Source organism: Methylomagnum ishizawai (genome assembly GCF_900155475.1).
GTDB classification, from domain to species: Bacteria; Pseudomonadota; Gammaproteobacteria; order Methylococcales; family Methylococcaceae; genus Methylomagnum; species Methylomagnum ishizawai_A.
This window is the reverse complement of sequence record NZ_FXAM01000001.1, coordinates 1000213-1021138: the sequence shown is the minus strand read 5'-3', so window position 1 is coordinate 1021138 and position 20926 is coordinate 1000213. Positions and strand designations below refer to the sequence as shown.

At 64.0% G+C, this 20926-nt stretch carries 16 protein-coding genes; 4 read left to right on the top strand and 12 right to left on the bottom strand.

Annotated elements, in window-relative coordinates:
* Window positions 1-291: 291 nt before the first annotated feature.
* Window positions 292-1059, top strand: coding sequence for a hypothetical protein (locus tag B9N93_RS04625; RefSeq protein ID WP_085211321.1), 768 nt, complete (start codon window positions 292-294; stop codon window positions 1057-1059).
* Between the two features lie 87 nt (window positions 1060-1146).
* Here the strand turns inward: B9N93_RS04625 and B9N93_RS04620 are convergent, their stop codons facing one another.
* The 6 genes from B9N93_RS04620 to B9N93_RS04595 form a co-directional block, all read right to left on the bottom strand.
* The gene (locus tag B9N93_RS04620) at window positions 1147-1596 is read right to left on the bottom strand and encodes a GNAT family N-acetyltransferase (RefSeq protein WP_085211319.1); all 450 of its coding nucleotides are present in this window, start codon (window positions 1594-1596) and stop codon (window positions 1147-1149) included.
* Window positions 1597-1630: 34 nt separating this feature from the next.
* Window positions 1631-2521 carry a response regulator gene (locus B9N93_RS04615; protein WP_085211317.1) on the bottom strand — a complete coding sequence of 297 codons (891 nt, stop codon included), beginning with the start codon at window positions 2519-2521 and terminating at the stop codon, window positions 1631-1633.
* A 554-nt stretch (window positions 2522-3075) separates the two neighbouring features.
* Window positions 3076-7032 (bottom strand): PAS domain-containing hybrid sensor histidine kinase/response regulator, encoded by a 3957-nt coding sequence (locus B9N93_RS04610; RefSeq protein WP_085211315.1) that lies wholly within the window; start codon window positions 7030-7032, stop codon window positions 3076-3078.
* A 129-nt stretch (window positions 7033-7161) separates the two neighbouring features.
* Window positions 7162-7668: a hypothetical protein gene (locus B9N93_RS04605; RefSeq protein ID WP_085211313.1), complete on the bottom strand. Its 507-nt coding sequence runs from the start codon at window positions 7666-7668 to the stop codon at window positions 7162-7164.
* A gap of 70 nt (window positions 7669-7738) precedes the next feature.
* On the bottom strand, window positions 7739-8641 hold the full coding sequence (locus tag B9N93_RS04600; protein WP_085211311.1) for a sulfite exporter TauE/SafE family protein: 903 nt from the start codon (window positions 8639-8641) through the stop codon (window positions 7739-7741).
* Window positions 8642-8681: 40 nt separating this feature from the next.
* The gene (locus B9N93_RS04595; RefSeq protein ID WP_085211309.1) at window positions 8682-9386 is read right to left on the bottom strand and encodes an MBL fold metallo-hydrolase; all 705 of its coding nucleotides are present in this window, start codon (window positions 9384-9386) and stop codon (window positions 8682-8684) included.
* A 328-nt stretch (window positions 9387-9714) separates the two neighbouring features.
* Here B9N93_RS04595 and B9N93_RS04590 point away from each other — a divergent pair, with 328 nt between their 5' ends.
* The gene (locus tag B9N93_RS04590) at window positions 9715-10929 is read left to right on the top strand and encodes a molybdopterin-binding protein (RefSeq protein WP_085211307.1); all 1215 of its coding nucleotides are present in this window, start codon (window positions 9715-9717) and stop codon (window positions 10927-10929) included.
* Window positions 10930-10936: 7 nt separating this feature from the next.
* Here the strand turns inward: B9N93_RS04590 and B9N93_RS04585 are convergent, their stop codons facing one another.
* The 5 genes from B9N93_RS04585 to parC all read right to left on the bottom strand — a co-directional run bounded on the left by B9N93_RS04585 (window position 10937) and on the right by parC (window position 17308).
* Complete coding sequence (locus B9N93_RS04585) at window positions 10937-12310, bottom strand: DUF2252 domain-containing protein (protein ID WP_085211305.1); 1374 nt, start codon at window positions 12308-12310, stop codon at window positions 10937-10939.
* Window positions 12311-12400: 90 nt separating this feature from the next.
* Window positions 12401-12979 (bottom strand): hypothetical protein, encoded by a 579-nt coding sequence (locus tag B9N93_RS04580; RefSeq protein ID WP_139826510.1) that lies wholly within the window; start codon window positions 12977-12979, stop codon window positions 12401-12403.
* Window positions 12972-14378, bottom strand: a complete 1407-nt coding sequence (locus B9N93_RS04575; protein ID WP_085211301.1) for an AAA family ATPase — start codon at window positions 14376-14378, stop codon at window positions 12972-12974. Before B9N93_RS04575 ends, B9N93_RS04580 begins: the two co-directional genes overlap by 8 nt.
* Before the next feature lie 17 nt (window positions 14379-14395).
* Window positions 14396-15013: a class I SAM-dependent methyltransferase gene (locus tag B9N93_RS04570; protein ID WP_085211299.1), complete on the bottom strand. Its 618-nt coding sequence runs from the start codon at window positions 15011-15013 to the stop codon at window positions 14396-14398.
* A gap of 60 nt (window positions 15014-15073) precedes the next feature.
* Window positions 15074-17308, bottom strand: a complete 2235-nt coding sequence (parC, locus tag B9N93_RS04565) for a DNA topoisomerase IV subunit A (protein WP_085211297.1) — start codon at window positions 17306-17308, stop codon at window positions 15074-15076.
* A gap of 255 nt (window positions 17309-17563) precedes the next feature.
* On the opposite strand from parC, the gene pyrC reads away from it, so the two are divergent.
* Window positions 17564-18598 carry a dihydroorotase gene (gene pyrC, locus B9N93_RS04560; RefSeq protein ID WP_085211295.1) on the top strand — a complete coding sequence of 345 codons (1035 nt, stop codon included), beginning with the start codon at window positions 17564-17566 and terminating at the stop codon, window positions 18596-18598.
* A 71-nt stretch (window positions 18599-18669) separates the two neighbouring features.
* Window positions 18670-20217: an amino acid permease gene (locus B9N93_RS04555; RefSeq protein WP_085211292.1), complete on the top strand. Its 1548-nt coding sequence runs from the start codon at window positions 18670-18672 to the stop codon at window positions 20215-20217.
* 18 nt (window positions 20218-20235) lie between these two features.
* On the opposite strand, the gene B9N93_RS04550 is transcribed toward B9N93_RS04555, so the two are convergent.
* Window positions 20236-20871: a hypothetical protein gene (locus B9N93_RS04550; RefSeq protein ID WP_085211289.1), complete on the bottom strand. Its 636-nt coding sequence runs from the start codon at window positions 20869-20871 to the stop codon at window positions 20236-20238.
* Window positions 20872-20926: the final 55 nt, after the last annotated feature.

Sequence of the window (20926 nt, the reverse complement as noted above, 5' to 3'; positions counted from 1 at the left end):
CATTTCCCCTATCCCATCGCCAGCGGTGCCGCCCGCCGGTCCGGCAGGCCCCGGACGGCGGGTGGCCCGATTGCCGCGGGCACGCCGGACATGCCCCCAACGGACTATGCGGCATAAAACCCAATAAAACACGTGATTTATACGGTCATGGAGCGTTCGGCCCGGACCAAGCCCTTGTTTTATCAGCGACCACTAATGGTACGTTTCTTGTGTTATCAGCAAGGACCGGGTCTGCGGGCCGAATGGGCACGCCCCTGGTTTCCACATAACAATTTTTGACTCGAGAAACCCATGAGCAAACATCATTTCCTTTGCGCTTCCGTTCTGGCCGCCGCCTCCGTGTTTTCCATGTCCGCCCAGGCCGGGGAACCCACGGTCTACCTGCTGCCGAGTTCCGGCGGCGTGGGCATTCCCTATCACCTGGGCTTCTACTTCGACGGCAGCGGCTCGGCCTCGGCCAAGAGCGACGACGTACTGCCGGTCCTGGGCGATACGATCACCTCCACCGTGGGCAAGACCGCCTCCAAGTCCTGGTTCGGCGACCTCAACTACGACGCCAACGGCGACGGCGAAAAGACCCTGCTGGGTTGGACCCATAACAGCAAATGGGGCTTGGTGGACCTGACCGCCCTGCGCGCGGCGGGCTACACCCGCGCCACCGTGAGGATCAGCGTGAGCCGCCTGGACGACGGCAACCACGACGTGGCCGACGCCGACGACGACTTGGTGCCCGCCACCACCGTATGGCGCGGGGTCGACCAGACCAGCGCCCAGAGCCACTGGTATCCCAACGCCTTCCAGCCCAACGAGAGCTATGAAGACCCGGTCGGCAGCGGCAACTACCGCAACTGGTGGTCGACCCTGGATGGCCATGGCTTGGAAGCCGTTAGTTCCGCACCAGCCTCCCCCCTCAAGAAAGTCATCGTTGCCCAGACGGTCAAGTTGGACAAGAAGGACAACACCATGAACGCGCTGACCTTCGTCATCGGCGGCAACGACTACGCAGCCGCCAAGCACAGCGCGAACTTCCAGGTCCAGGTGGACGTGACCGCCAAGTAACCGCGCCTGGGCACCGCTCCAAAGGACGCCCGGCATAAAATCCCGCGGGGTCCGGCTGCCACGCCAACCGGACCCCGCGGGTTCCCGTCAACCGGGATATTTCCTGAGCGCCACCAGTTCGGTGCGCCCCCACCCCAAATGCCCATAGAATCCCAAAGCCGCCGCGTTATTGCGGTCGGCCAGCAATTGCAACCGAGTCCAGCCCTGTTCCACCGCCCAGGCCTCCGCCGCCGCCAGCAACTGGCGACCGATCCCCCGCCCCGCGTGATCCGGGGCCACCACCACATCCTCCACCCAGCCCACCGGCCCGCCTTCGGCGGTGGACACCACCCCCTGCACCGAACACATGCCCACCACCCCACCCCCGGACTCCGCCACCAACACGCAATCCTTGGCGCTGGCGATCAACAGTTCCAGGCCGCGCCGCTGCTTATCGGCGTCGCAGGCGAAATCGGCCTCGATGGAAAACAGGGTTTCGAGCAGGCGGACGAGTCCGTCCATATCACGCGGCTCGGCGCGGCGGATCGATGGGGTCATGAGGGAATCCTGAAGCGGAGTAGGAAGGGAAGGATTAGAGCTTGACCACGGCCTGCACGGTACTGCCATCGCCGAGATAGTCCACCTGGTCGAAGCTGATTTTACGGGCCAGGGCGATACCCCGGCCATTGGGGTCGAAAATGCGCCCCGGATCGAAATCCAGGTATTTGTGCCAATCGAAGCCCGCGCCCTGGTCGCTGATGGTGAAACTCAGCCGGTCGGCCCCGCGCTCCACCACGACCTCGACCGTCTTGTCCCGGTGTTCCGGCAAGCCCAACCGCCGCTCGCATTCCTCCTGCAAGCGTCCGGCCAGGATCAATGCGGATTTCTCCTGGTAGGAAACGCCGAGATTGCCATGCTCCACCGCGTTGATCAGCAACTCCTGCAAGCCCGCCGCCGCCCGCAAGGGTTCGGGACAGGCCTGGGCCAGCCCTCCGGCCAGCGCCTGCGCCTGCGCCAAGCTACGGAAGCGGAACCGCCCAGATTCCATGAACAGCAAGGTCCGCTCGGCTTTTTCCAGGGTTTCCCGCATCCGCCGGTAATCCCGGTACTGTCCGACGGCGGCGTTGACGATGGCGAGCAGGACATCGGGTTGGAACGGCTTGGTCAGATAATAATAAGCCCCCCGGTCCAAACCCTCCTGGATACTCTTGGCGTCATTGCTGGAGGTTTCCATCACCACCGGAATCTGGCTGAGCTGGGCCGTGGTTTTGATCCGCTGCAATAATTCCATGCCGCTGATCCCCGGCAAGTCCCGGTCCAACAGGATGGTTTCATAAGGTGGATCGCCGCCCCGCAACAAGGCCCAAGCCTGTTCCCCATCCGCCACGGCGCTCACCTGGATACCTCTGGAACCGAGGAATTCGGTGATGATGGTGGCGATAATTTCCTCGTCCTCGACCAAGAGTACGTGTGCGGCTGTCATAGCATATTCCTGTGATTGGGTCCGGGGTTCCTAAAAAGGCGCGTTCAAGGCATTGCCCAACGACTGTATAAAAGCGGATATATCCATTCCATATTAACAAAATACCCCAACGCAAACGCCACAGCGGCTATTGGGACCACGCCCCGATTCTGAGTAATTCCGGCATCAGTCCGACGAAGGGTGGCACCAGGGATGGATCAAAAACCTGCGCCGCCTGGGCTGGGATATAGGCTATGGCGTTCTCGGAAAGCCAAGCCCGCCGGTGGGAGCGGACACTGCCCAGGCGTCGTAGACATTGGCGGCGACGCCAATCCGTCCCTCGTTGGGGACACCCCGCCCGCCTCCCGGAACCCAGTCCCGGCCCCATACGCGTGGGCTGGAACATCGCCGATCCCAGAAAACCCCAGGCACCGTATAAATACCGGGTATTCCGGTGCAGGAGCCGCTTTTGTGGAATGGATCATAAATACCCTTTCCCGGACACGGGCCTTGGCTTCTCCATGGGTAAGTCCGGCGAAACCGGAAAGTGAATATCGGCAAAATCCCCAACGCTTTCAAAACTCAAGCATAGTAACTTTTCGCAGGCGCATTAGGGCACCCTCGAAATCGTAGCGGTCCAGACAACGTTGGATATCGGCGACCGCGCCGCTATCCGGATGGCTGGACAACAGCGGCGACAACGCCTTGAAACAGGGAATGGCCGCGACATCGTGGGCCAGCAACAACGCCGTTAAACGCCCGGATTCGGCCCGCAGGCGCATCCGGTCGGGCGGCGCGGTCCCGGCGGAATCCCGCCCATCCTCCTCCAAAACCGCCAAACCCCGCGCCACACCGCCCAGTTCCTCACACAGCGCCCGCAGGTCTGCCTCCATGGTGGCGGTGGGCCCATTATCGGCCAGGGCGGTCTCCAAGCGCGCCGCCAATTCGCCCAGGGGTTCGGCCCCTAACGACTTGGCCACGCCCTTGAGGGAATGCGCCAGACGCCGGGCGGTGCCGAACTCCCCGGCATCCAGCGCGGCCCGGCAATCGCGCTCGAAATCCCGGCCATGGCTATCGCGGAATTTACGCAACAGGCGCAGGTAAAGCGGCGGGTTGCCGCCGGTGCGCTCCAAACCGGCCTGGAGGTCGATGCCGGGCAAAACCGCGGGCAGGTCCGGCGGGGGAACAGAACCGGCGGCGGGCGGCGATACGCCCGCCGGAACGCCGCTCCGCGCCCTGGGCCGCACCCATTGCGCCAGCGCCCGGATCAACTGGGGAATATCCACCGGCTTCGACAGATAGGCGTTCATCCCGGCTTCCAGGCAGCGCTCGCGGTCGTTGGCCATGGCGTGGGCGGTGAGCGCGATGATCGGCAGTGCCCGCAGGTGGGCCTGCTTGCGCAGTTCGCGGGTGGCCTCGTAGCCATCCATGATCGGCATCTGGCAATCCATCAGCACGGCCTCGGGCACGGCCCGCGCCACCGCCCGCAGCGCTTCGCGGCCATTCCCGGCCACGCGGGGCCGCATTCCCAGGTTTTCCAGGATATCCGCCATCATTTCGCGGTTGATCTCGGTATCCTCGACCAGGAGGATATCGGCTCCGGCCAAGGGCGCGGCCAACTCGGCGAGGGTATCGCCGCCGCAGGGCACCTCGTGTACGGGTTCCCGCGCCAAGCCCAGGCGGCCACGCAGGATTTCGCGCAAATGGCCAGACGTGACCGGCTTGGTGAGCGCGGTCCCGCCGCCCTCCCAGGTCGGCGGGACCGCCGAAGGCGCGGCCATGGGAATGAAATGGGTGATCGCACCCAACCCGAGCCGGCGGCAGAACCGGTGGAGGCTTTCCACTCCGCCCAGGCCGGGCGGGTCCAGAGCGACCAAGGCGAACAGATACTCCGGCGCTCCGCCGTCGGCCACCGCCGCCAAGGCGGCGGTGATGGAGGCATAGGCATCGACCACCATGCCCAGCCCGGCCAGGCGCTTCGCCAGCACCCGGCGGACGGTGGCGCTACCGTCGATGAGCAAGGCCCGCCGCCCCCGGCACCGCGCCCGCCACGTCTCGGGCCGGGGCGCGGCCTCCTGCCCCGGCAGCCCCAGGCGCACGGTGAAATAAAAAGTGCTGCCCCGTCCGAACACGCTGTCCACCCCGATCCGCCCGCCCATGCTTTCCACCAGGCGCTTGCTGATGGCCAGCCCCAGCCCGGTGCCGCCGAAACGCCGGGTGGTCGAGGAATCGGCCTGGGAAAAAGCCGAGAACAACACGGCCCGATGCTCCGGGGTCAAGCCGATGCCCTGGTCGCTCACCGCCACCCGCAACTCCACTTCCCGCCCGTGCTGGGCTTCCAGGTCCAGGGCCACCACCACCTCGCCGCGTTCGGAAAACTTGATGGCGTTGCTGACCAGGTTCACCAGGATTTGCCCCAGCCGCAAGGGATCGCCCACCAAAACCTGGGGCAGGTTGTCGTCGACGTCGAAGATCAATTCCAAACCCCGCTCCTTGGCCTGGCCGGCCAACAGGGTGGCGAGGTTGTCCAGCACCGGCTCCAGGCCGAATTCCATGGTCTCCAGGGTCAGCTTGCCGGCCTCGATCTTGGAGAAATCCAAGATGTCGTTGATGATCCTGAGCAGCGAATCCGCCGCCCGCCTGATCTTCTCCAGGTAATCGCGCTGGCGCTCGCCCGGCCCGCTCGCGAGGCACAGATCGGCCAGCCCCAGGATAGCGCTCATGGGCGTGCGGATTTCGTGGCTCATATTGGCGAGGAACACGCTTTTGGCGCGGCTGGCCTCCTCGGCCTCGGCGGCACGGCGCGTCAGTTCGGCGTTGAGCTGGGCGATCTCCTGGTCGCGGGCCTTGCGCTCGCGGTTGTCGAACAGGATCGAGCGGCTCATCAAATAAGCTCCCGCGGCGTCGCGCACCGCCGTGGCGCTCAACAGCACCGGCAAGACGCCGCCATCCTTGCACACCAGGTCGTATTCCAGGTCCTTGACCCGCCCGGTGCGCTTGAAACCGGGAAAGGTGGCGCGGAACAATTCGGCGCTGGCGGGGGCCAGGAATTCGGCGAAATTCCTGCCCAACACCTCTTCGCGCCCATAGCCCAGCCAGGCCAGCTCGGTATCGTTGACCGCCATGAAGGCGCCGTCCGACCCCAGCGAGTGGTAGCCACAGGGGGCGTTGTTGTAGAGGTCGGCGATTTCCTCGGCGTGGACCAGGAGGGCGCGGTTGGCCTCGCGCAGCTGCTCGGTGCGCTCGGCCACCAGATGCTCCAGGTGGTGGTGGTGGCGGTCCAGTTCCTCGATCATGCGGTGGCGCTGGGTGACATCATGCACGATGCCGACCACCCGGTAGACCCGGCCCGCCGCGTCCCGCACCGGGGAACCCCTATCCTCGACCCAGCGGATATCGCCGTCGGAGCGGACGACGCGGTATTCGATATCGAAGCACCCGGCCTTGAGTCCCGCCACGAACTCGCGCCGGACCCTGGCTTGGTCCTCGGGATGGACCGCTTGGAACCAGGTTTCGGAATCTTGGTACAGGGCTTCCCTGGACAGCCCGCTGATGGCCTCGAACGCCGGGCTGACATAGGCCACCCGCCGCTCCGGCCACTCGGTGATCCAGAAAATATCCGGCACCCGCTCGGCGAGTTGGCGGAACCGCTCCTCGCTTTCGCGCAAGGCCCGCTCGGCGAGCTTGCGCCCGCTGATGTCGCGGCAGATGGTGAATATCGCCGACTGGCCGCGCCAGGCCGAAGGAATGGACAGGATTTCCACATCGTAGACCCCACCGTCCTTGCGCCGATGGCGGGTCTCGAATAGTTGCTGCTGGTCGAAGGATTGGGCGAAATGGGCGAACAAAGCTTCCTGCGTCCGCCACTGGTCGTCCCAGGACCAAACCGGAACCCCGACCAATTCCTCCTGCGTATAACCCAGCATGGCGGCAAAGCGGGCATTGGCCTCGATCACCCGGCAGTCGGTATCGAGGACCGCGATACCATCCTGCGATTGCTCGAACAGGATGCGCTTGCTCTCCGCCGCCTCCGCCAGCGCCAACTCGGCCAGCACCCGCCCCGTGATATCGGTGTGCGACACCACCGCCCCGCCCCGCTCCGAACACAAGGGCGAGACGCTCATCAGGAACCAGCGGCGCTGAGTGGGCGAATGGCAGGGATATTCCATCGAAAAGCCGGAGCTTTCCCCGCGCAGCACGGCCAGGATACCGGCGCGGGCCGCTTCGGCCTCCTGCACATCGCCAAACCCATCGCCCTCCGAGCAGGCGGCGCAAACCGCCAGATAATCGGTCCCGACCCAAGCCGCCGCGTCCGGGCGGGAATCGCCGCTGTTGTCCCGGTCGAAACGCATCCAGGACTCGTTGACCGCGACGATGATGCCGTCATGGTCCAGCACGGCGATATGGGCCGGTATGGAATTTACGATGGCGCAGCAAAAACCCGACTCTTGCCCGGACGGGCCGGACTGCTCCGGCGGATCGCCCGGAGGCTCTGTGGAAGGGGAGGAAGGTGAACCAGGGCCGCTGTTCATAGGGATGGGGATAGGTTCGGAACCTCCGAAGCATAGCCAATCCCGGCAAAAAAGGCGCGACACGGCGTTGGGCGGAACCCGTGACCATATCGCGGCTGCCGCCGGCCCCCAAGCCGCACCGGACCGGACTTAATGCCAGCCGCCGTATTGTTGGGTGGAATCTCCCTTGAAACCCGCCGAACCGCCGGAACCGCCCGAGCTTTTGCGCTGGGCGATGGCGGCCCCGGCGGCCTTGGCGAGGTTGGCCTCGGTCAGTCCGCCCAGGCCCAGGGCGGTATCGACCACCAAGGTGGTGACGGGACTGATATCCTGGTCGGCAACCAGATCGCTGGTGACGGCGGCCTTCAACGGAGCCGCGGCCCCCGCCGCCGTGGCGCTCAGCACCACGGGATAGGCCACGCCCGCCGGGATTCTCAGGCTGTAATGGGCGTCACCGCCGATGTCGGCCTGGGCCACCACGGCACCGTCGCGGTCTTTGGCTTCGATGTGGCCCTGGCGGGCCGGCCCGTCCTCGGTGAGGACCAGCCCCACGATTTTGGCCTCGCCGCCGCCGCCCGCGGTTCCGGGTGTGGAGGCGGGACCGCAGGCGGCCAGGGACAAAGCCAGGGCGATACAGGGAAAGAGTCTGGTGTTCATGGGTATGGTGTCGTGCGAAGATCGTTATGGTTATGCAAACGGAGCGGGAACCGCCCCGCGCCCCAGGGCATCAACGCGCCTGCCCGCCCAGCGGGCGGTGGTGGTGGATCAAGCCCCGCAGCCAATATAACGCCAAGATGGCGAGGGCGGTCATCAAACCCCAGAAGAAATCCCGGTGTTCCAGCACCACCCGCCGGACCTCGTCCACCACCGCCCAACTCAATTCGCGGTGGAGCAAATAGGCGGCGATGGCGATGACGAACACCCCGAAGCCGCGCCTGAGCGCGTTGCCGCTGATCCGCTTGGACAGCCAGCCGCCGACCACGCTCCCCACCACCGCCGCCCCGGTGAACAGCATCACCAAATGCGGATCGAAGCTGACATGGCTGGCGTAGCCCGCCAGCGCCGCCGCCGAATTCATGGCGATGACCAGGAGCGAAGTCCCCACCGCCGCGTGCATGGGCAAGCCGCCCAACAGGTTCAAGGCCGGCACGATCACGAAACCGCCGCCCACCCCGACCAGCCCGTTCAAAGCGCCGACCAGGAAGCCATCGAACAACACGGCGGGCAGGTTCAAACGCCGGGGGCAGATCGGCCCGCCGGTATGGGGCTGGGTTTCGCGCCCCCGGCCCTTGAGCATCGCCGCCGCCGTCGCCAGCATGACCAGGGCGAACAGCAGCAACAAAATATGCCCCGGCACATAGGCCGCCAGCCGCCCGCCGCCATACGCCCCCGCCATCCCGGCCAGCCCGAAGCTATAGCCGTTCTTCCAGCACACCCGCCCGCCCCGCGCATGGCCCACCATGGCGACCAGGCTGGTGGTGCCCACCACCACCAGCGAAGTCGCGATGGCGGTCTTGGGATCGAGTCCCGCCACGTAGACCAGCACCGGCACCGTGAGGATCGACCCGCCGCCGCCGAGCAAGCCCAGCAACAAGCCGATCACCCCCGCCAAACCCAGCATCAAGCCCATATCCACCTCCGGCTCCCCGGTCGGCCATCAAGGCAAGCCATCACCCCTGGCGCGGCACGGGCGCCCGGCCACAAGCCTGGTTGGCGGGCAGGGCTTGGTCGATGTACTTGGGATAGGGCAAATCCAAGGCCCGCATCAGACCGATGAATTCCTCGCGGGTCTTGCCGTTGCCGAGCCGGGGATTCTTGGCCCTTTCCTGGCCGATGGTGGAGACGGTGTTACCGGCGTAATCGTGGCCGGGATAGACCAGGGTGTCGGGCGGCAGATTGAAAAGCTGGCGCTGGATGCTGTCGTACAAACGTCCGGCATCGCCCTGCTGGAAATCGGTGCGTCCGCAACCGCCGATGAACAAGGCGTCGCCGGTGAACACCCGGTCGACCATGGCGTAGCTCACGCAGCCGCCGGTATGGCCGGGCGTGTGCAGCACCCGGAATTCCAGGTCGCCCACCTGCAAGGGCACGCCATCGGTCACCAACAGGTCGGCGCACATCGCCCCGGCGTCGCGATGGACCACGCTCTTGCTGCCGAAGCGCTCGCGCAGCAGGCCGGACGCGGTGATGTGGTCGGCGTGGACATGGGTTTCCAGGGTATAGACCAGGGTCAGGCCGAGTTCGGCCAGCAAACGGGCGTAGGTTTCCAACTCGCTGGCGACGGGGTCGATCAAGACCGCGCGGTGGGTGCGTTCGCAGCCCAAAAGGTAGGTGTAGGTGCAGGTATCGGCTTCGAAGAGTTGGCGGAAGATCATGGTGCTGCTCCAATGGGGTGGGCCTGTGACGACAGGCGGCGCTGATGGCGGAGAAAGAGACAAGCTCCGTGCCAAAGCCCGGCGCGGCGTGGAACCGGGAATCCGGCCAATGATCGATGGGATGGGATGGCGGGAGAAAAGGGGCATGACTCGTTTCAATATGTTGCCTACGCAACGCTGCGCAACGCCATCCGCGTTTCATGCGACGGGCCGGGCCTTTCACTATCATCCCGCTTGGGCCTGGAGCGGTACCCCGCCCTCCATGCTGGCCCACATGCAGCGCATACAGGATAATCCAACTCTCCATAGCCCATCCCCATAGCCCGCCATGACCCCACCCCTAGCCGAAATCTTCTCCCAAGGCGACGAAGTCGTCACCGGCGAAATCGCCGACACCAACGCCGCCTGGCTGGCGCGGGAACTGGTGCCGATGGGTTTCCACATCGCCCGCCACAGCGCCGTGGGCGACCGGCTCGACGCCTTGGTTTCCCTGTTGCGCGAAATCTCGGCCCGCGCCGACCTCTGCCTGTGCAGCGGCGGCCTGGGGCCGACCTGCGACGACCTCACCGCCGAGGCCGTCGCCCACGCCTTCGACCTGCCCTTGGTGGAAGACCCGGAAGCCCTGCGCCAGATCGAAGCTTGGTTCGCCCGCTCGGGTCGGCCCATGCCCGCCGTCAACCGCAAACAGGCTTTGTTACCGCAAGGCGCGGAACGGCTGGACAACCTGTGGGGCACGGCCCCCGGTTTCGCGGTGCAGGCCGGGCGTTGCCGCTTCGTGTTCATGCCGGGCGTGCCGACCGAGATGAAAGCCATGTTCGGACACTGGGTGAAACCGGATTTGGCGCGGCGCTACGTCTTGGCCCCCGAAAAGCTGGTGATCCTCCGCACCGTCGGCGTCGGCGAATCGGCCTTGCAGGAGCTATTGGAGCCGGTGGAACTACCGCCCGGCGTGCGCTTGGGTTTCCGGGCCGGTGGGCCGGAGAACCAGGTGAAATTGCTGTTCCCGGCGGCTTGCCCGGAGGAGCAACGGGAAGCCACGGTGCGGCGGGCCATGGCGGCGATTGGGGAAGCCGTTTACGCCATCGGCGGCGACGAGGAACCCGGCAGCGGCCTCGAAGCCGTGGCCGGAAAGAATCTCGACGCCCGCCGCGCCAAGTTGTTCATCGTCGAGGCGGCGAGCGGCGGGCTGTTGGCGAGCCGCTGCGCGGGGCGGGAATGGCTGTTGGGTACGCTGGCCGCATCCCCCCCGGAAACCCTGCACCGCTGGCTAGGCGGGAAACCGGAAGGCGACGGCCCGCGGGTCGCCGCCACCCTGGCCGTGATGGCCCTGGCGCGGAGCGGGGCGGATTTCGCGCTGGTGCAATTGGCCGAGCCGGACGCGCTCAAGGAAGGTTCCGGCCCCGCCCCGGTGCATTTCGCCCTGGCCGGATCGAACCGGCTGTGGCAGGAAAGCCGGGTGGTTTCGGGCAATCCGCAGCGCAAGCGGCTGGGTGCCGCCGCGTTGGCTTTGGATTTCTTGCGGCGGCGCTTGCCCGGCGGGTGAACCCGCCTCAGTACAAGGTGGCCCCGCTGTTCTTGGCGGCGACGAAATCGACGTAATCCTGCTCGACCTGGGCGGTATAGCCCAGGGCGAAGTTGAGGATTTCGGTCTTGAAGGCCGAGCCGTTCGCGCCGATCACATCGGTGATTTCCTTATCCATGCTGGAAGCGATCAGGGTGGAATCGTAATCCTTGTCCGCCAGGGCGTGGTTCTTCGCCACCCCCTGCCCCATGTATTTCACCGCGTCGTTGAACTTGGTGTAGGTGGTCAGCAAGGTGTAATCGAAATCCTCCTGGTACGGCGAACGCTCGTGCAGGTAGAACGCCATGCCGTTCATACTGGTGGAACCCACCAACACATCGGCGTTGTTCAGCAAGGCCTTATGGCTCATCGCGACGCGGACACCGTTGTGATAGCCATAGGCCGAGGCCGGCATAGTGCCCGGCGCGGCGATGGCAACCGCGCTGTCGGATTCCTGCTTCATCTCCAGAATCACGTCGTCGCTGGTCGCGGTGGACGGCCCTTCGATCAACAGGTAATAGCGGTAGCGCCCCAGACTGCCAGTACCCGCGCCCAAGCGCAGGGCCGCGCCCTTGAGGGTGTAGAAGCTATTGGCATAGCGCTTGGAAGCAGCGATGGAAGCGATATAGCCGGGCATGGCCGCGTTGAGGGCGGACAGGGTCGAGGCATTGACCAGTTGCAAGGTGCTGGACGCCACGAATTGACGCACCCCGGAAGTCACGGCGGTGTATTTCGCCAGGAGGTTGGAACGGGTCTTGGCATCCGCCGCCTGGATGGCATCCTTGACCACGCCGTTGGTGTTGGCCGTGGTCAGGCGCCAGGTCTTCTCGTTGTCGTTGCCCTTGAAGGCGGCGATCTGGGTGAGGTAGGCATCGACGAAATTCTTGACCAGGGATTGGCGGTCACTGCTGGCAATGCCGTTTTCCTTGGCGGCGAGGACGATGGCGACCGCCATGCGGCGGATATCCCAAACATAGGGCCCCCAATAAGCCTCGTCGAAATCATTGGTGTCGAACACCGCGTTGCCGTTGGCGTCGCGGAAACCGCCCAGGTTCTGCATATGCATATCGCCTTCCAGCCACGCCCCGTCGGTTAGGTAATTACTGAAATACGAGGTCGGCCAAGCCGCTGTGTTCGCCATATCGGTGTAGAACAGATGGGCCGTGCCCCGGTAGAAGTAGAAAGCGCTCTGGGTCATCTTGTCCATCTTGGTCGCCAACTCCCCTGGCAAGTTGGCGGCGAAGGGATGGTTGTAGGCGTAGATTTTCTGCACCAGCCAGGAGGGGCGGCTGGTGGCGGCTTCGGTGCCGGTGGCGAGCGCGAGCAGGGCGAGCCCGGCGGCGAGGGTGGTGCGGATGGACATGGTGGGATTCCCCTTGGAAAAAAGCGCGGACTGTAAGCTTTTCCGGGGCGGGGCCGTCACCTTTGGACGGTGACGGTTGTGTGAAGGCGCTTAGGGACGGACATCCGAAGCCCCAGCCAAGCTTTCCAGCACATCCATCAGATTCAGGCGGGGGTGGTTATGCAGGCGGAACACCGGATAACCGTGGCTCTGGGTCGGCTTGGGCAAAGCCGCCGCCCTTGAAGTCACGCCTCTGCGTTCTTGCCTGCGCGGCGCGAAACTGATAATCCCGCAAAACCCATAATCGCCCTGCCAATGGCGGTGCGATTGCAGCAAGCCCAGCACCCAATGCGTGAACAAACGGGCATTGTGGATTTGGCGGAGCGCCTTGGATTCGTTGTCCGATTTCATTTCGATGGCGAAAACATAAGTCTGCCCGGCTTTTTCGAGCAACACCAACGCATCGGAAACCTTGCGGATACCCGGCAGTTGTTCCGCCTTCATGAACGGCCAGGGATCGGCACCGGGCTTATCCAACGAGAAAGCCAAGGATGGCCCGCCGGAAATCCTCAATAAACCATGCTGATCCGCACCGGCCTGGGATTCCCGCAATAACCATTCGCCCCCGTTGCGCTCCAATAGCCAATCGGGGTGGATCAAGCGCTGGAAGCAACTCACCAAATTACCCACCCGCCGCCTCCCCGCCATTATCCCGATAGGTGTAATAAATCTCGTCGCTGGTTTCGTTGAGTTCGTGGATTTGCTGGTCGAAGGTTTGGGCTGAGATACCTTCATCTTCGGTAATCGGCATGGCTGCGATATGCCCGTTCTCGAATACATACGCCCCGACCTGCTCCGGCCTTAGAATCTCCTCTTCTTCGTAGCCGAAGCGCTGCATGAGCGCGGCGCGTTGCGGATGCGGGCGGGCCAGCATAATCAGGGAATTGATCTCGCGCACGATGTAATCGCTATGGGTGCTGCATACCACCCGGATACCGGCATTGACCAGTCGCGCCAAGAGCCGCGCCACCGCCCGTTGGTTGGCGGGATGCAGGTTCAATTCCGGTTCGTCGATCATGAGGACATCGCCGGGTTTGGCTTGGTGTTCCAGGTAGAACCAGAGCGGGAAGAGGCTATTTACCGTGGACGATGCTAAATGCAAAGCCAATTTGGGGGCGCTATCCGTTAAACTTGGCATAAAGCAGACATTACCTTCACCGTCTTTAGCATAACGCCCACCAGCAACCATTTTAACCCGCTCTGCCACCTCAAAAATTTTACCCCCCCTATTTTCAGCATCGATTTCCCATAACCCAGCCCAACTCAACCAATTTATATAGTCTGCTATAGGCTCAGGATAATTAGATAAATTCTCGATATATTTTAGAAACGATCCCGACCCTCTACTAGATGGATGCAAGAGTGCAGTACGCAAGCCAACCAATTCACGAAAAAAAAGATTCAATCCGTTACGCTCAGTCGGTATCAAAAACCTATTCCCGCCAGACACTACGCCCGACAAAAAACCAAGCAATGCCGCAGATAAAGTCGGATATATTAAAAAATCAATCGCCCTATCGCCGTCAATCGCCAACTTAGCTACGCCATTATTAGATGGCTTAAAAAGCACCACACCAGAATGTTCAAAATCTAAACGTGTGCGAACTGCATATTTAACAAATGCCTCTGCATTCACGCCCCAATCAAAGCGACTACCATAAAAAAATTCATCGCCAGAATGAAAAATACCAGAAAATCTTTGCCTCGTATTTGCATTAATTAACTCAATCAACTCATCTGCATATTTGCGAACCCACGCCTCTAAATCCCAAGAAATAACTTTTTTATGTTTTAGCCCTTCAAAAATGAATTCCAACCCCGGAAAAATCGGGGGGTTCGGCGGGATAGAGTATTTCAAAAACCCATACAACGCATACATCACCCAAGTCTTCCCGGTATTATTCGGCCCGCACAGCAAAGTCAGCGGCTTCACCTCAAGCTCGCCCGATTCCACGCAGCCCAGATTGGCGATACGGAACCGCCAAGACGGCAAATCGAATGCCTCGCGCTCGTTGATATTGCTAGCCATAACCTAAACCTCCCGTTTCAATATTCCGCCGCGACGGGACGCGCACCCGCCTTATCCAACACGAACAACCGATCCATCCCGCCGCAAATCGCCCCGCTATGGCGCAGCGCGGGCCGGTAAGCCTCGAACAAGCGGTCCAGCGCCTCCGGCGTGAAGCGGAAATACCCATCCGCCATGCCTTCCGTCCGCATGGCCCAGGCGATGACCGGCGCGACCCCCGGCAGTTTGGAGCGGGTCAGGCTCCACACCGATTCCGAGACGATCAGGCGTTGTTGCGCCGCCGCGTACAACCGGGCCAGCATCTCGTCCACCCGCGGATGGAACTGGTACAGGCTGACCTGGCACACCACGACCTGGGATTTGGGCAAGGGTCCGTCGCCCACATCGAAATATTCCACCGGCCTGCCGCGCCGCCGGGCGCTCCGCAAAAAGGCCGGGCTCCGGTCCAAGCCGCGATAGCGGGTGGCTTCCGGCAAATACCGGCTCAACGCCCCGTCGCCGCAACATACATCGAGGACATCGGCCCCTTCCGGTATCCATCGCGCCACCGCCCGGAACCGCTCATTGCGATGGTGGCGGTAAGTGATGCCCATCAGGGTGTGGTAGAAATGGCTGTTCGAGTAGAAAAGCGGCATACGGCCCTCCCTGTTGTTTGAATTCGATCACGTCCCGATAGCGGGCGGGCAACGCCCCGCTTAAACCTGCACCTCGACCCGATCCACCCGCTGGAACCCCCGCGGCAGATGATTGCCCTTGCGGCCCCGCAGCCCCTGATAATGGGCGAGATCGTTGGGCGACAGACCGATATGGCGCTTGCCGCAATAGAGCTTCAGCCCCGCGCCCGGCGGCAAGGCCACCAGATGCAGCACATAATCCTGCCGCGCCGCCAAATCCCCGGCTTCCACCTGGATCAGCTTATTGCCCTTGCCCTTGGCCAACACCGGAATCTCCGTCATCGGGAACACCAGCAAACGGCCCTGCGCCGTCACCACGGCCACGGCCTCCGTGTCCGGTGCCAGCACCCGCAGCGGCGGCAAGGCTTCCGCATGCTCGGGGAGGGTCAGGACCAGCTTGCCGGTGCGGTTCTTGGTGTATAGCTCCTTGAGCTGGGTCAGGAAGCCATAGCCGCTGTCGGTCGCCAGCAGATACCAGTCCTCGTCGCCGCCGGTCAGCACGGTTTTGAACACCGCGCCCGGCGGCGGATTGAGCCGACCAGTTAAAGGTTCGCCCTGGGTACGGGCGGAGGGCAATTCGTGGGCGGGCACGGCGTAGCTGCGGCCCGTGGAATCCAGGAAATAGGCCGGTTGATTGCTGCGCCCCGGCGCGGCCATCAGGAAGCTATCGCCGGAACGATAGGCCAAGGTGGCGGCATCGATGTCATGACCCTTGGCGGCGCGGACCCAGCCTTTTTCCGACAGGATCACCGTGACCGGCTCGCTGGCGATGACCTGGGTCGCGTCCAAGGCCTGCGCCGCCTGCCGGGCCACGATGGGCGAACGGCGAGCGTCGCCGTAGCGCTCGGCGTCCTGCCGTAGCTCTTGCTTGATGAGCGCCTTGAGCTTATCCGGCGAATCCAGGGTCGCCCGCAGCATGGCCCGCTCCTGTTCCAAATCGGCCTGTTCGCCGCGAATCTTCATTTCCTCCAGCTTGGCGAGATGGCGCAGTTTGATGTCGAGGATGGCTTCGGCCTGGAGCTCGCTCAGGCCGAACCGCGCCATCAACACTGGCTTGGGTTCGTCCTCGCGGCGGATAATGGCGATGACCTCGTCGATATTGAGGAAGGCGATCAATAAGCCCGCCAGGAGATGCAAACGGGCCTCGACCTTGTCCAGCCGGAATTCCAGCCGCTTGCGCACGGTAGCGGTGCGGTATCGCAGCCATTCCACCAGGATGGCGCGGAGGTTCTTGACCTGGGGCTTGCCGTTGAGGCCGATCATGTTGAGGTTGACCCGGTAGCTGCGTTCCAGGTCGGTGGTCGCGAACAAGTGCGACATCAAGGGTTCGGCCTCGACCTTGCGGCCCTTGGGCATGATGACGATGCGGGTGGGGTTCTCGTGGTCGGATTCGTCGCGCAGGTCTTCGACCATGGGCAGTTTTTTGGCCTGCATCTGGGCGGCGATCTGGGCCATGATGTCGTTGCCGGAGACTTGGTGCGGCAAGGCGGTGACGACGATATTGCCCTCCTCCGCTTCCCAACGCGCCCGCAGGCGCACCGAACCATTGCCGGTCCGGTACAGGCGCAGGAGGTCGTCGCGGGGCGTGACCAACTCGGCCTCGGTGGTGAAATCGGGACCGCGGATCACCTCGCAGAGTTCTTCCAGCGTGGTTTCGGGCTGGTCGAGCAATAGCACGCAGCCCTCGACCACTTCCCGGAGGTTGTGCGGCGGAATATCGGTCGCCATGCCGACGGCGATGCCGGTGGTGCCGTTCAACAACACATTGGGCAGCCGGGCGGGCAACAGGGCCGGCTCGTCCAAGGTGCCGTCGAAATTGGGCACCCATTCCACCGTGCCCTGTTCCAATTCAGCCAAGAGGGTTTGGGCGTAGGGCGTCAGCTTGGCCTCGGTGTAGCGCATGGCGGCGAAGGACTTGGGATCGTCGGGCGAACCCCAGTTGCCCTGCCCGTCCACCAAGGGATAGCGGTAGGAAAACGGCTGCGCCATCAACACCATGGCTTCGTAGCAGGCGGAATCGCCGTGCGGATGGTATTTACCCAGCACGTCGCCCACGGTGCGGGCCGATTTCTTGTACTTGGCCTGGGCCGACAACCCCAGTTCCGACATGGCGTAGACGATGCGCCGCTGCACCGGCTTGAGCCCGTCGGCGATGTTGGGCAGGGCGCGGTCGAGGATGACGTACATGGAATAATCGAGGTACGCCTTCTCGGTGAAATCCTTGAGGGCAATCTGTTCGTGGGTAGTCGCGTTCACGGGTTTGGAATTCGGCTGATGGCAAGGCGGGCGCCAAAGCGGCACCTGGAAGCGGGGGGATTTTAGCGGGTTCGGGCGGGTTTTGTTCGTGGTAGGTTGAGACCGCGTTCACCGCGGCGCGAGAAACGTCCCGCGACCACCGACCGGCAACCCGGTCGTCTTCCAATCCGCGCGGCACCGCTGAACACGGCTCCAAACTTGGCACTCTATCCGTTCCTGTAAGATAAGCCCTCCTCAAAAAGCGCCGACATTACCATGCAGACACTCACCCTCACCCGCCCCGACGATTGGCACCTCCACCTGCGCGACGATGCGGCGCTCGCCAGCGTCGTGGCCCACACGGCGGCGCAATTCGCCCGCGCTATCGTCATGCCCAACCTGAAACCGCCGGTCGCCACCGTGGCCGACGCCCTGGCCTACCACGGGCGCATCCTGGCCGCCTTGCCCGCGGGCAGCGGGTTCCAGCCCTTGATGACCTTGTACCTGACCGAAACCACCACCCCGGACGAAATCCGCCGCGCCGCCGCAGAACCCGCCGTGGTGGCGTTCAAGCTCTATCCGGCGGGCGCGACCACCCACTCCGATGCCGGGGTGAAAAGCCTGGAAGCCCTTTATCCAGTACTGGAAGCCATGGAAACGCACGATTTGCCCCTGTTGGTACATGGCGAAGTGACCGATCCCGCCATCGATATCTTCGACCGCGAGGCCGTGTTCATCGACCGGCACCTCATACCGCTGGCGGCGCGGTTCCCCGGCCTGCGCATCGTGCTGGAGCACGCCACCACCCGCGAGGGCGTGGAGTTCGTGCGCGACGCCGGACCGCGCATCGCCGCGACCCTGACCGCCCATCACCTGCTCTATAACCGCAACGCGCTGTTGGTGGGCGGCGTGCGCCCGCATTTCTATTGCCTGCCGGTCCTCAAGCGGGAAAGCCACCGGCTGGCTCTTTTACAAGCCGCCACCTCGGGCAATCCCAAATTCTTCCTGGGCACCGACAGCGCCCCGCATCCACGCGGGGGCAAGGAATCGGCCTGCGGTTGCGCCGGTTGCTACACCGCCCATGCCGCCTTGGAACTCTACGCCGAAGCCTTCGAGGCGGCGGGCGCCTTGGACCAGCTGGAAGCCTTCGCCAGCTTCCACGGCCCGGATTTCTACCAACTGCCGCGCAACCAGGGGACGGTCACTCTGGAACGCCGGGCATGGCGGGCACCGGAAAGCTTCCCCTTCGGCGCAGAAACCCTGGTTCCACTGCGGGCGGGCGAGCCGCTGGCCTGGCGGCGGGCCGGATGAGCGGCGGGTTTCCTGTACACTAGCCCCACGCCCCTGTCTCCAAACCCCCACACGACCTAGGAGGAACCCCCATGATCTTCTGGCGCGTAAAGCCCCTGGACGCCATCCTCGCCACCGCCGAGAAAAAGGGCCTGCACCGATCCCTGGGCGCTTGGCAACTGACCTTGCTGGGCGTCGGCGCGATCATCGGCACCGGCATTTTCGTCCTGACCGCCGAGGCCGCGCAGAAAGCCGGTCCCGGCATGATGCTGTCCTTCGTCATCGCCGGTTTCGTCTGCGCGGTGGCGGCGCTGTGCTATGCCGAGCTATCGTCCATGGTGCCGGTCTCGGGCTCGGCCTATACCTATTCCTACGCGGTGCTGGGGGAATTGGTGGCCTGGGTGGTGGGCTGGGCCTTGATCCTGGAATACGCCGTGGCGGCCAGCGCGGTGGCGGTGGGTTGGTCGGGCTATTTCGTGGGCCTGCTGCACAACTCGCTGGGGATAGACCTCCCGCTGGCCTTGGCCAACGGCCCCTATGCCGGCGGCATCGTCAACCTGCCCGCGATGCTGGTCAGCCTGTTCGTGACGGGGCTATTAGTCATCGGCACCAAGGAAAGCGCCACCTTCACCGCCGTCCTGGTGGCGGTGAAAATCGCCGCGCTCGCCGTTTTCATCGCCCTGGCCCTGCCGGTGTTGAACAGCGCCCATTTCCAACCGTTCGCGCCCCTGGGCGGGACGGGCGTGGTGGCGGCGGCGGCCTCGATCTTCTTCGCCTATGTCGGCTTCGACGCGGTTTCGACCGCCGCCGAGGAAACCCGGAACCCCCAGCGCAACGTGCCCATCGGCCTGATCGGCTCCCTGGGGATTTGCACGGTGTTCTATCTCCTGGTGTCGGCGGGGGCCATCGGGGCCATCGGCGCCCAGCCGGTGGTCGATCCCGCGACCGGCGCGGGGCTGGCGCCGGGTTCGGCGGAACTGGCGGCGCGATGCCAAACCCTGGCCGGTGCCGGAACCCAACCCCTGGTTTGCTCGCGCGAGGCGCTGGCCCAGGTGCTGCGCCAGATCGGCTGGGGCGGCGTCGGCAACCTGATCGGGCTGGCGGCCTTCCTGGCCCTGCCCTCGGTGGTGTTGATGATGCTGTTCGGCCAGACCCGCATCTTCTTCGTGATGGCGCGGGACGGGCTGTTGCCGGAAGCCTTGAGCCGGGTCCACCCGCGCTTCAAAACCCCGCATATCGTGACCCTGGTCACGGGCGCGGGCGTCACCCTGGCGGCGGCGTTCTTCCCGGTGGGCAAGCTGGCGGATGTGTCGAATTCCGGCACCTTGTTCGCCTTCATGGTGGTGGCCATCGCGGTGATGATCTTACGGGTGAAGGACGCCGGGCGGTTCCGGCCCTTCAAGACGCCGGGGGTGTGGCTGGTGGGACCGTTGGCGGTGCTGGGCTGCCTGGTGCTGTTCCTGTTCCTGCCGCCGGAAGCCCAGTTGGTGTTCCCGGTCTGGGGGGCCATCGGGCTGGTGTTCTATTTCCTGTATGGCTACCGCAAAAGCCATGTGGCGCGGGGGGTCGTCGATCCCACCGGCGGCGAGGATATCATCCAGGAAATCCGGCCCTTGGCGGAATGCTGCGAGGAGGATTGAGGGGCATGGCGGGCCGCTCTAGTTGAAGCGGGCGCCGGCCAGGGATTGGATCGGCTCTATCCCCTGGTTCCGCAGCTTCGCCGCCATGCGGGGGCTGCCGGTCTTCAACCACAGTTCGTACAGGCGCAGGGTATCGCTACCGGGCTTGAGGTGGCTGCGCTCGCCAACCTCGGCCAGCACGTCCACGAACACCTGGAACCGCCGCGACAATTCGTCGAACACGGCACCAAACGCCCGCCCCCGCGCCGTACCCCGGTCCAATCCGCACAACACCCCGTAGGCCGAGCCGCCCATGGCGATGTAGTAATCGACATCCACCACCTTGCGGTTGAGGCTGGCCGAAAACAAACCGGAAATCAGCAGCGCGATATCACCCAGGCGGCGCAGCTTGTGGCGGCGTTCCTCGGGGTTCGGGGTTTCGGCCGCCTCGGCGTAGAGTTGGGCCAGGGGCTGCAACACCACGCCGTCTTCGGTGCGCTGGAACAGCTTCTCGGCGCGGGTGAAATACGCCAACAGGTTCACCACGTAGTAAACGGTATCCTCCCCGGCCCGGACCCGCTGGTTTACCAAGGCCGTGTGGACGGAATCCTTGAAATACTCCGTCAGGTTCATGCCGGTGATCAGGGTTTCATCGAATACGCCTTCCGCACGCATAGCCCACCTCCGCAAATCAAGACTCGCTGGCGCGACCTGACGCCGCGCCCCGCGC

Coding starts and splice junctions, on each gene's coding strand:
- B9N93_RS04625 (WP_085211321.1), top strand. CDS start 292: ATGAGCAAACATCATTTCCTTTGCGCTTCCGTTCTGGCCGCCGCCTCC.
- B9N93_RS04620 (WP_085211319.1), bottom strand. CDS start 1,596: ATGACCCCATCGATCCGCCGCGCCGAGCCGCGTGATATGGACGGACTC.
- B9N93_RS04615 (WP_085211317.1), bottom strand. CDS start 2,521: ATGACAGCCGCACACGTACTCTTGGTCGAGGACGAGGAAATTATCGCC.
- B9N93_RS04610 (WP_085211315.1), bottom strand. CDS start 7,032: ATGAACAGCGGCCCTGGTTCACCTTCCTCCCCTTCCACAGAGCCTCCG.
- B9N93_RS04605 (WP_085211313.1), bottom strand. CDS start 7,668: ATGAACACCAGACTCTTTCCCTGTATCGCCCTGGCTTTGTCCCTGGCC.
- B9N93_RS04600 (WP_085211311.1), bottom strand. CDS start 8,641: ATGGGCTTGATGCTGGGTTTGGCGGGGGTGATCGGCTTGTTGCTGGGC.
- B9N93_RS04595 (WP_085211309.1), bottom strand. CDS start 9,386: ATGATCTTCCGCCAACTCTTCGAAGCCGATACCTGCACCTACACCTAC.
- B9N93_RS04590 (WP_085211307.1), top strand. CDS start 9,715: ATGACCCCACCCCTAGCCGAAATCTTCTCCCAAGGCGACGAAGTCGTC.
- B9N93_RS04585 (WP_085211305.1), bottom strand. CDS start 12,310: ATGTCCATCCGCACCACCCTCGCCGCCGGGCTCGCCCTGCTCGCGCTC.
- B9N93_RS04575 (WP_085211301.1), bottom strand. CDS start 14,378: ATGGCTAGCAATATCAACGAGCGCGAGGCATTCGATTTGCCGTCTTGG.
- B9N93_RS04570 (WP_085211299.1), bottom strand. CDS start 15,013: ATGCCGCTTTTCTACTCGAACAGCCATTTCTACCACACCCTGATGGGC.
- pyrC (WP_085211295.1), top strand. CDS start 17,564: ATGCAGACACTCACCCTCACCCGCCCCGACGATTGGCACCTCCACCTG.
- B9N93_RS04555 (WP_085211292.1), top strand. CDS start 18,670: ATGATCTTCTGGCGCGTAAAGCCCCTGGACGCCATCCTCGCCACCGCC.
- B9N93_RS04550 (WP_085211289.1), bottom strand. CDS start 20,871: ATGCGTGCGGAAGGCGTATTCGATGAAACCCTGATCACCGGCATGAAC.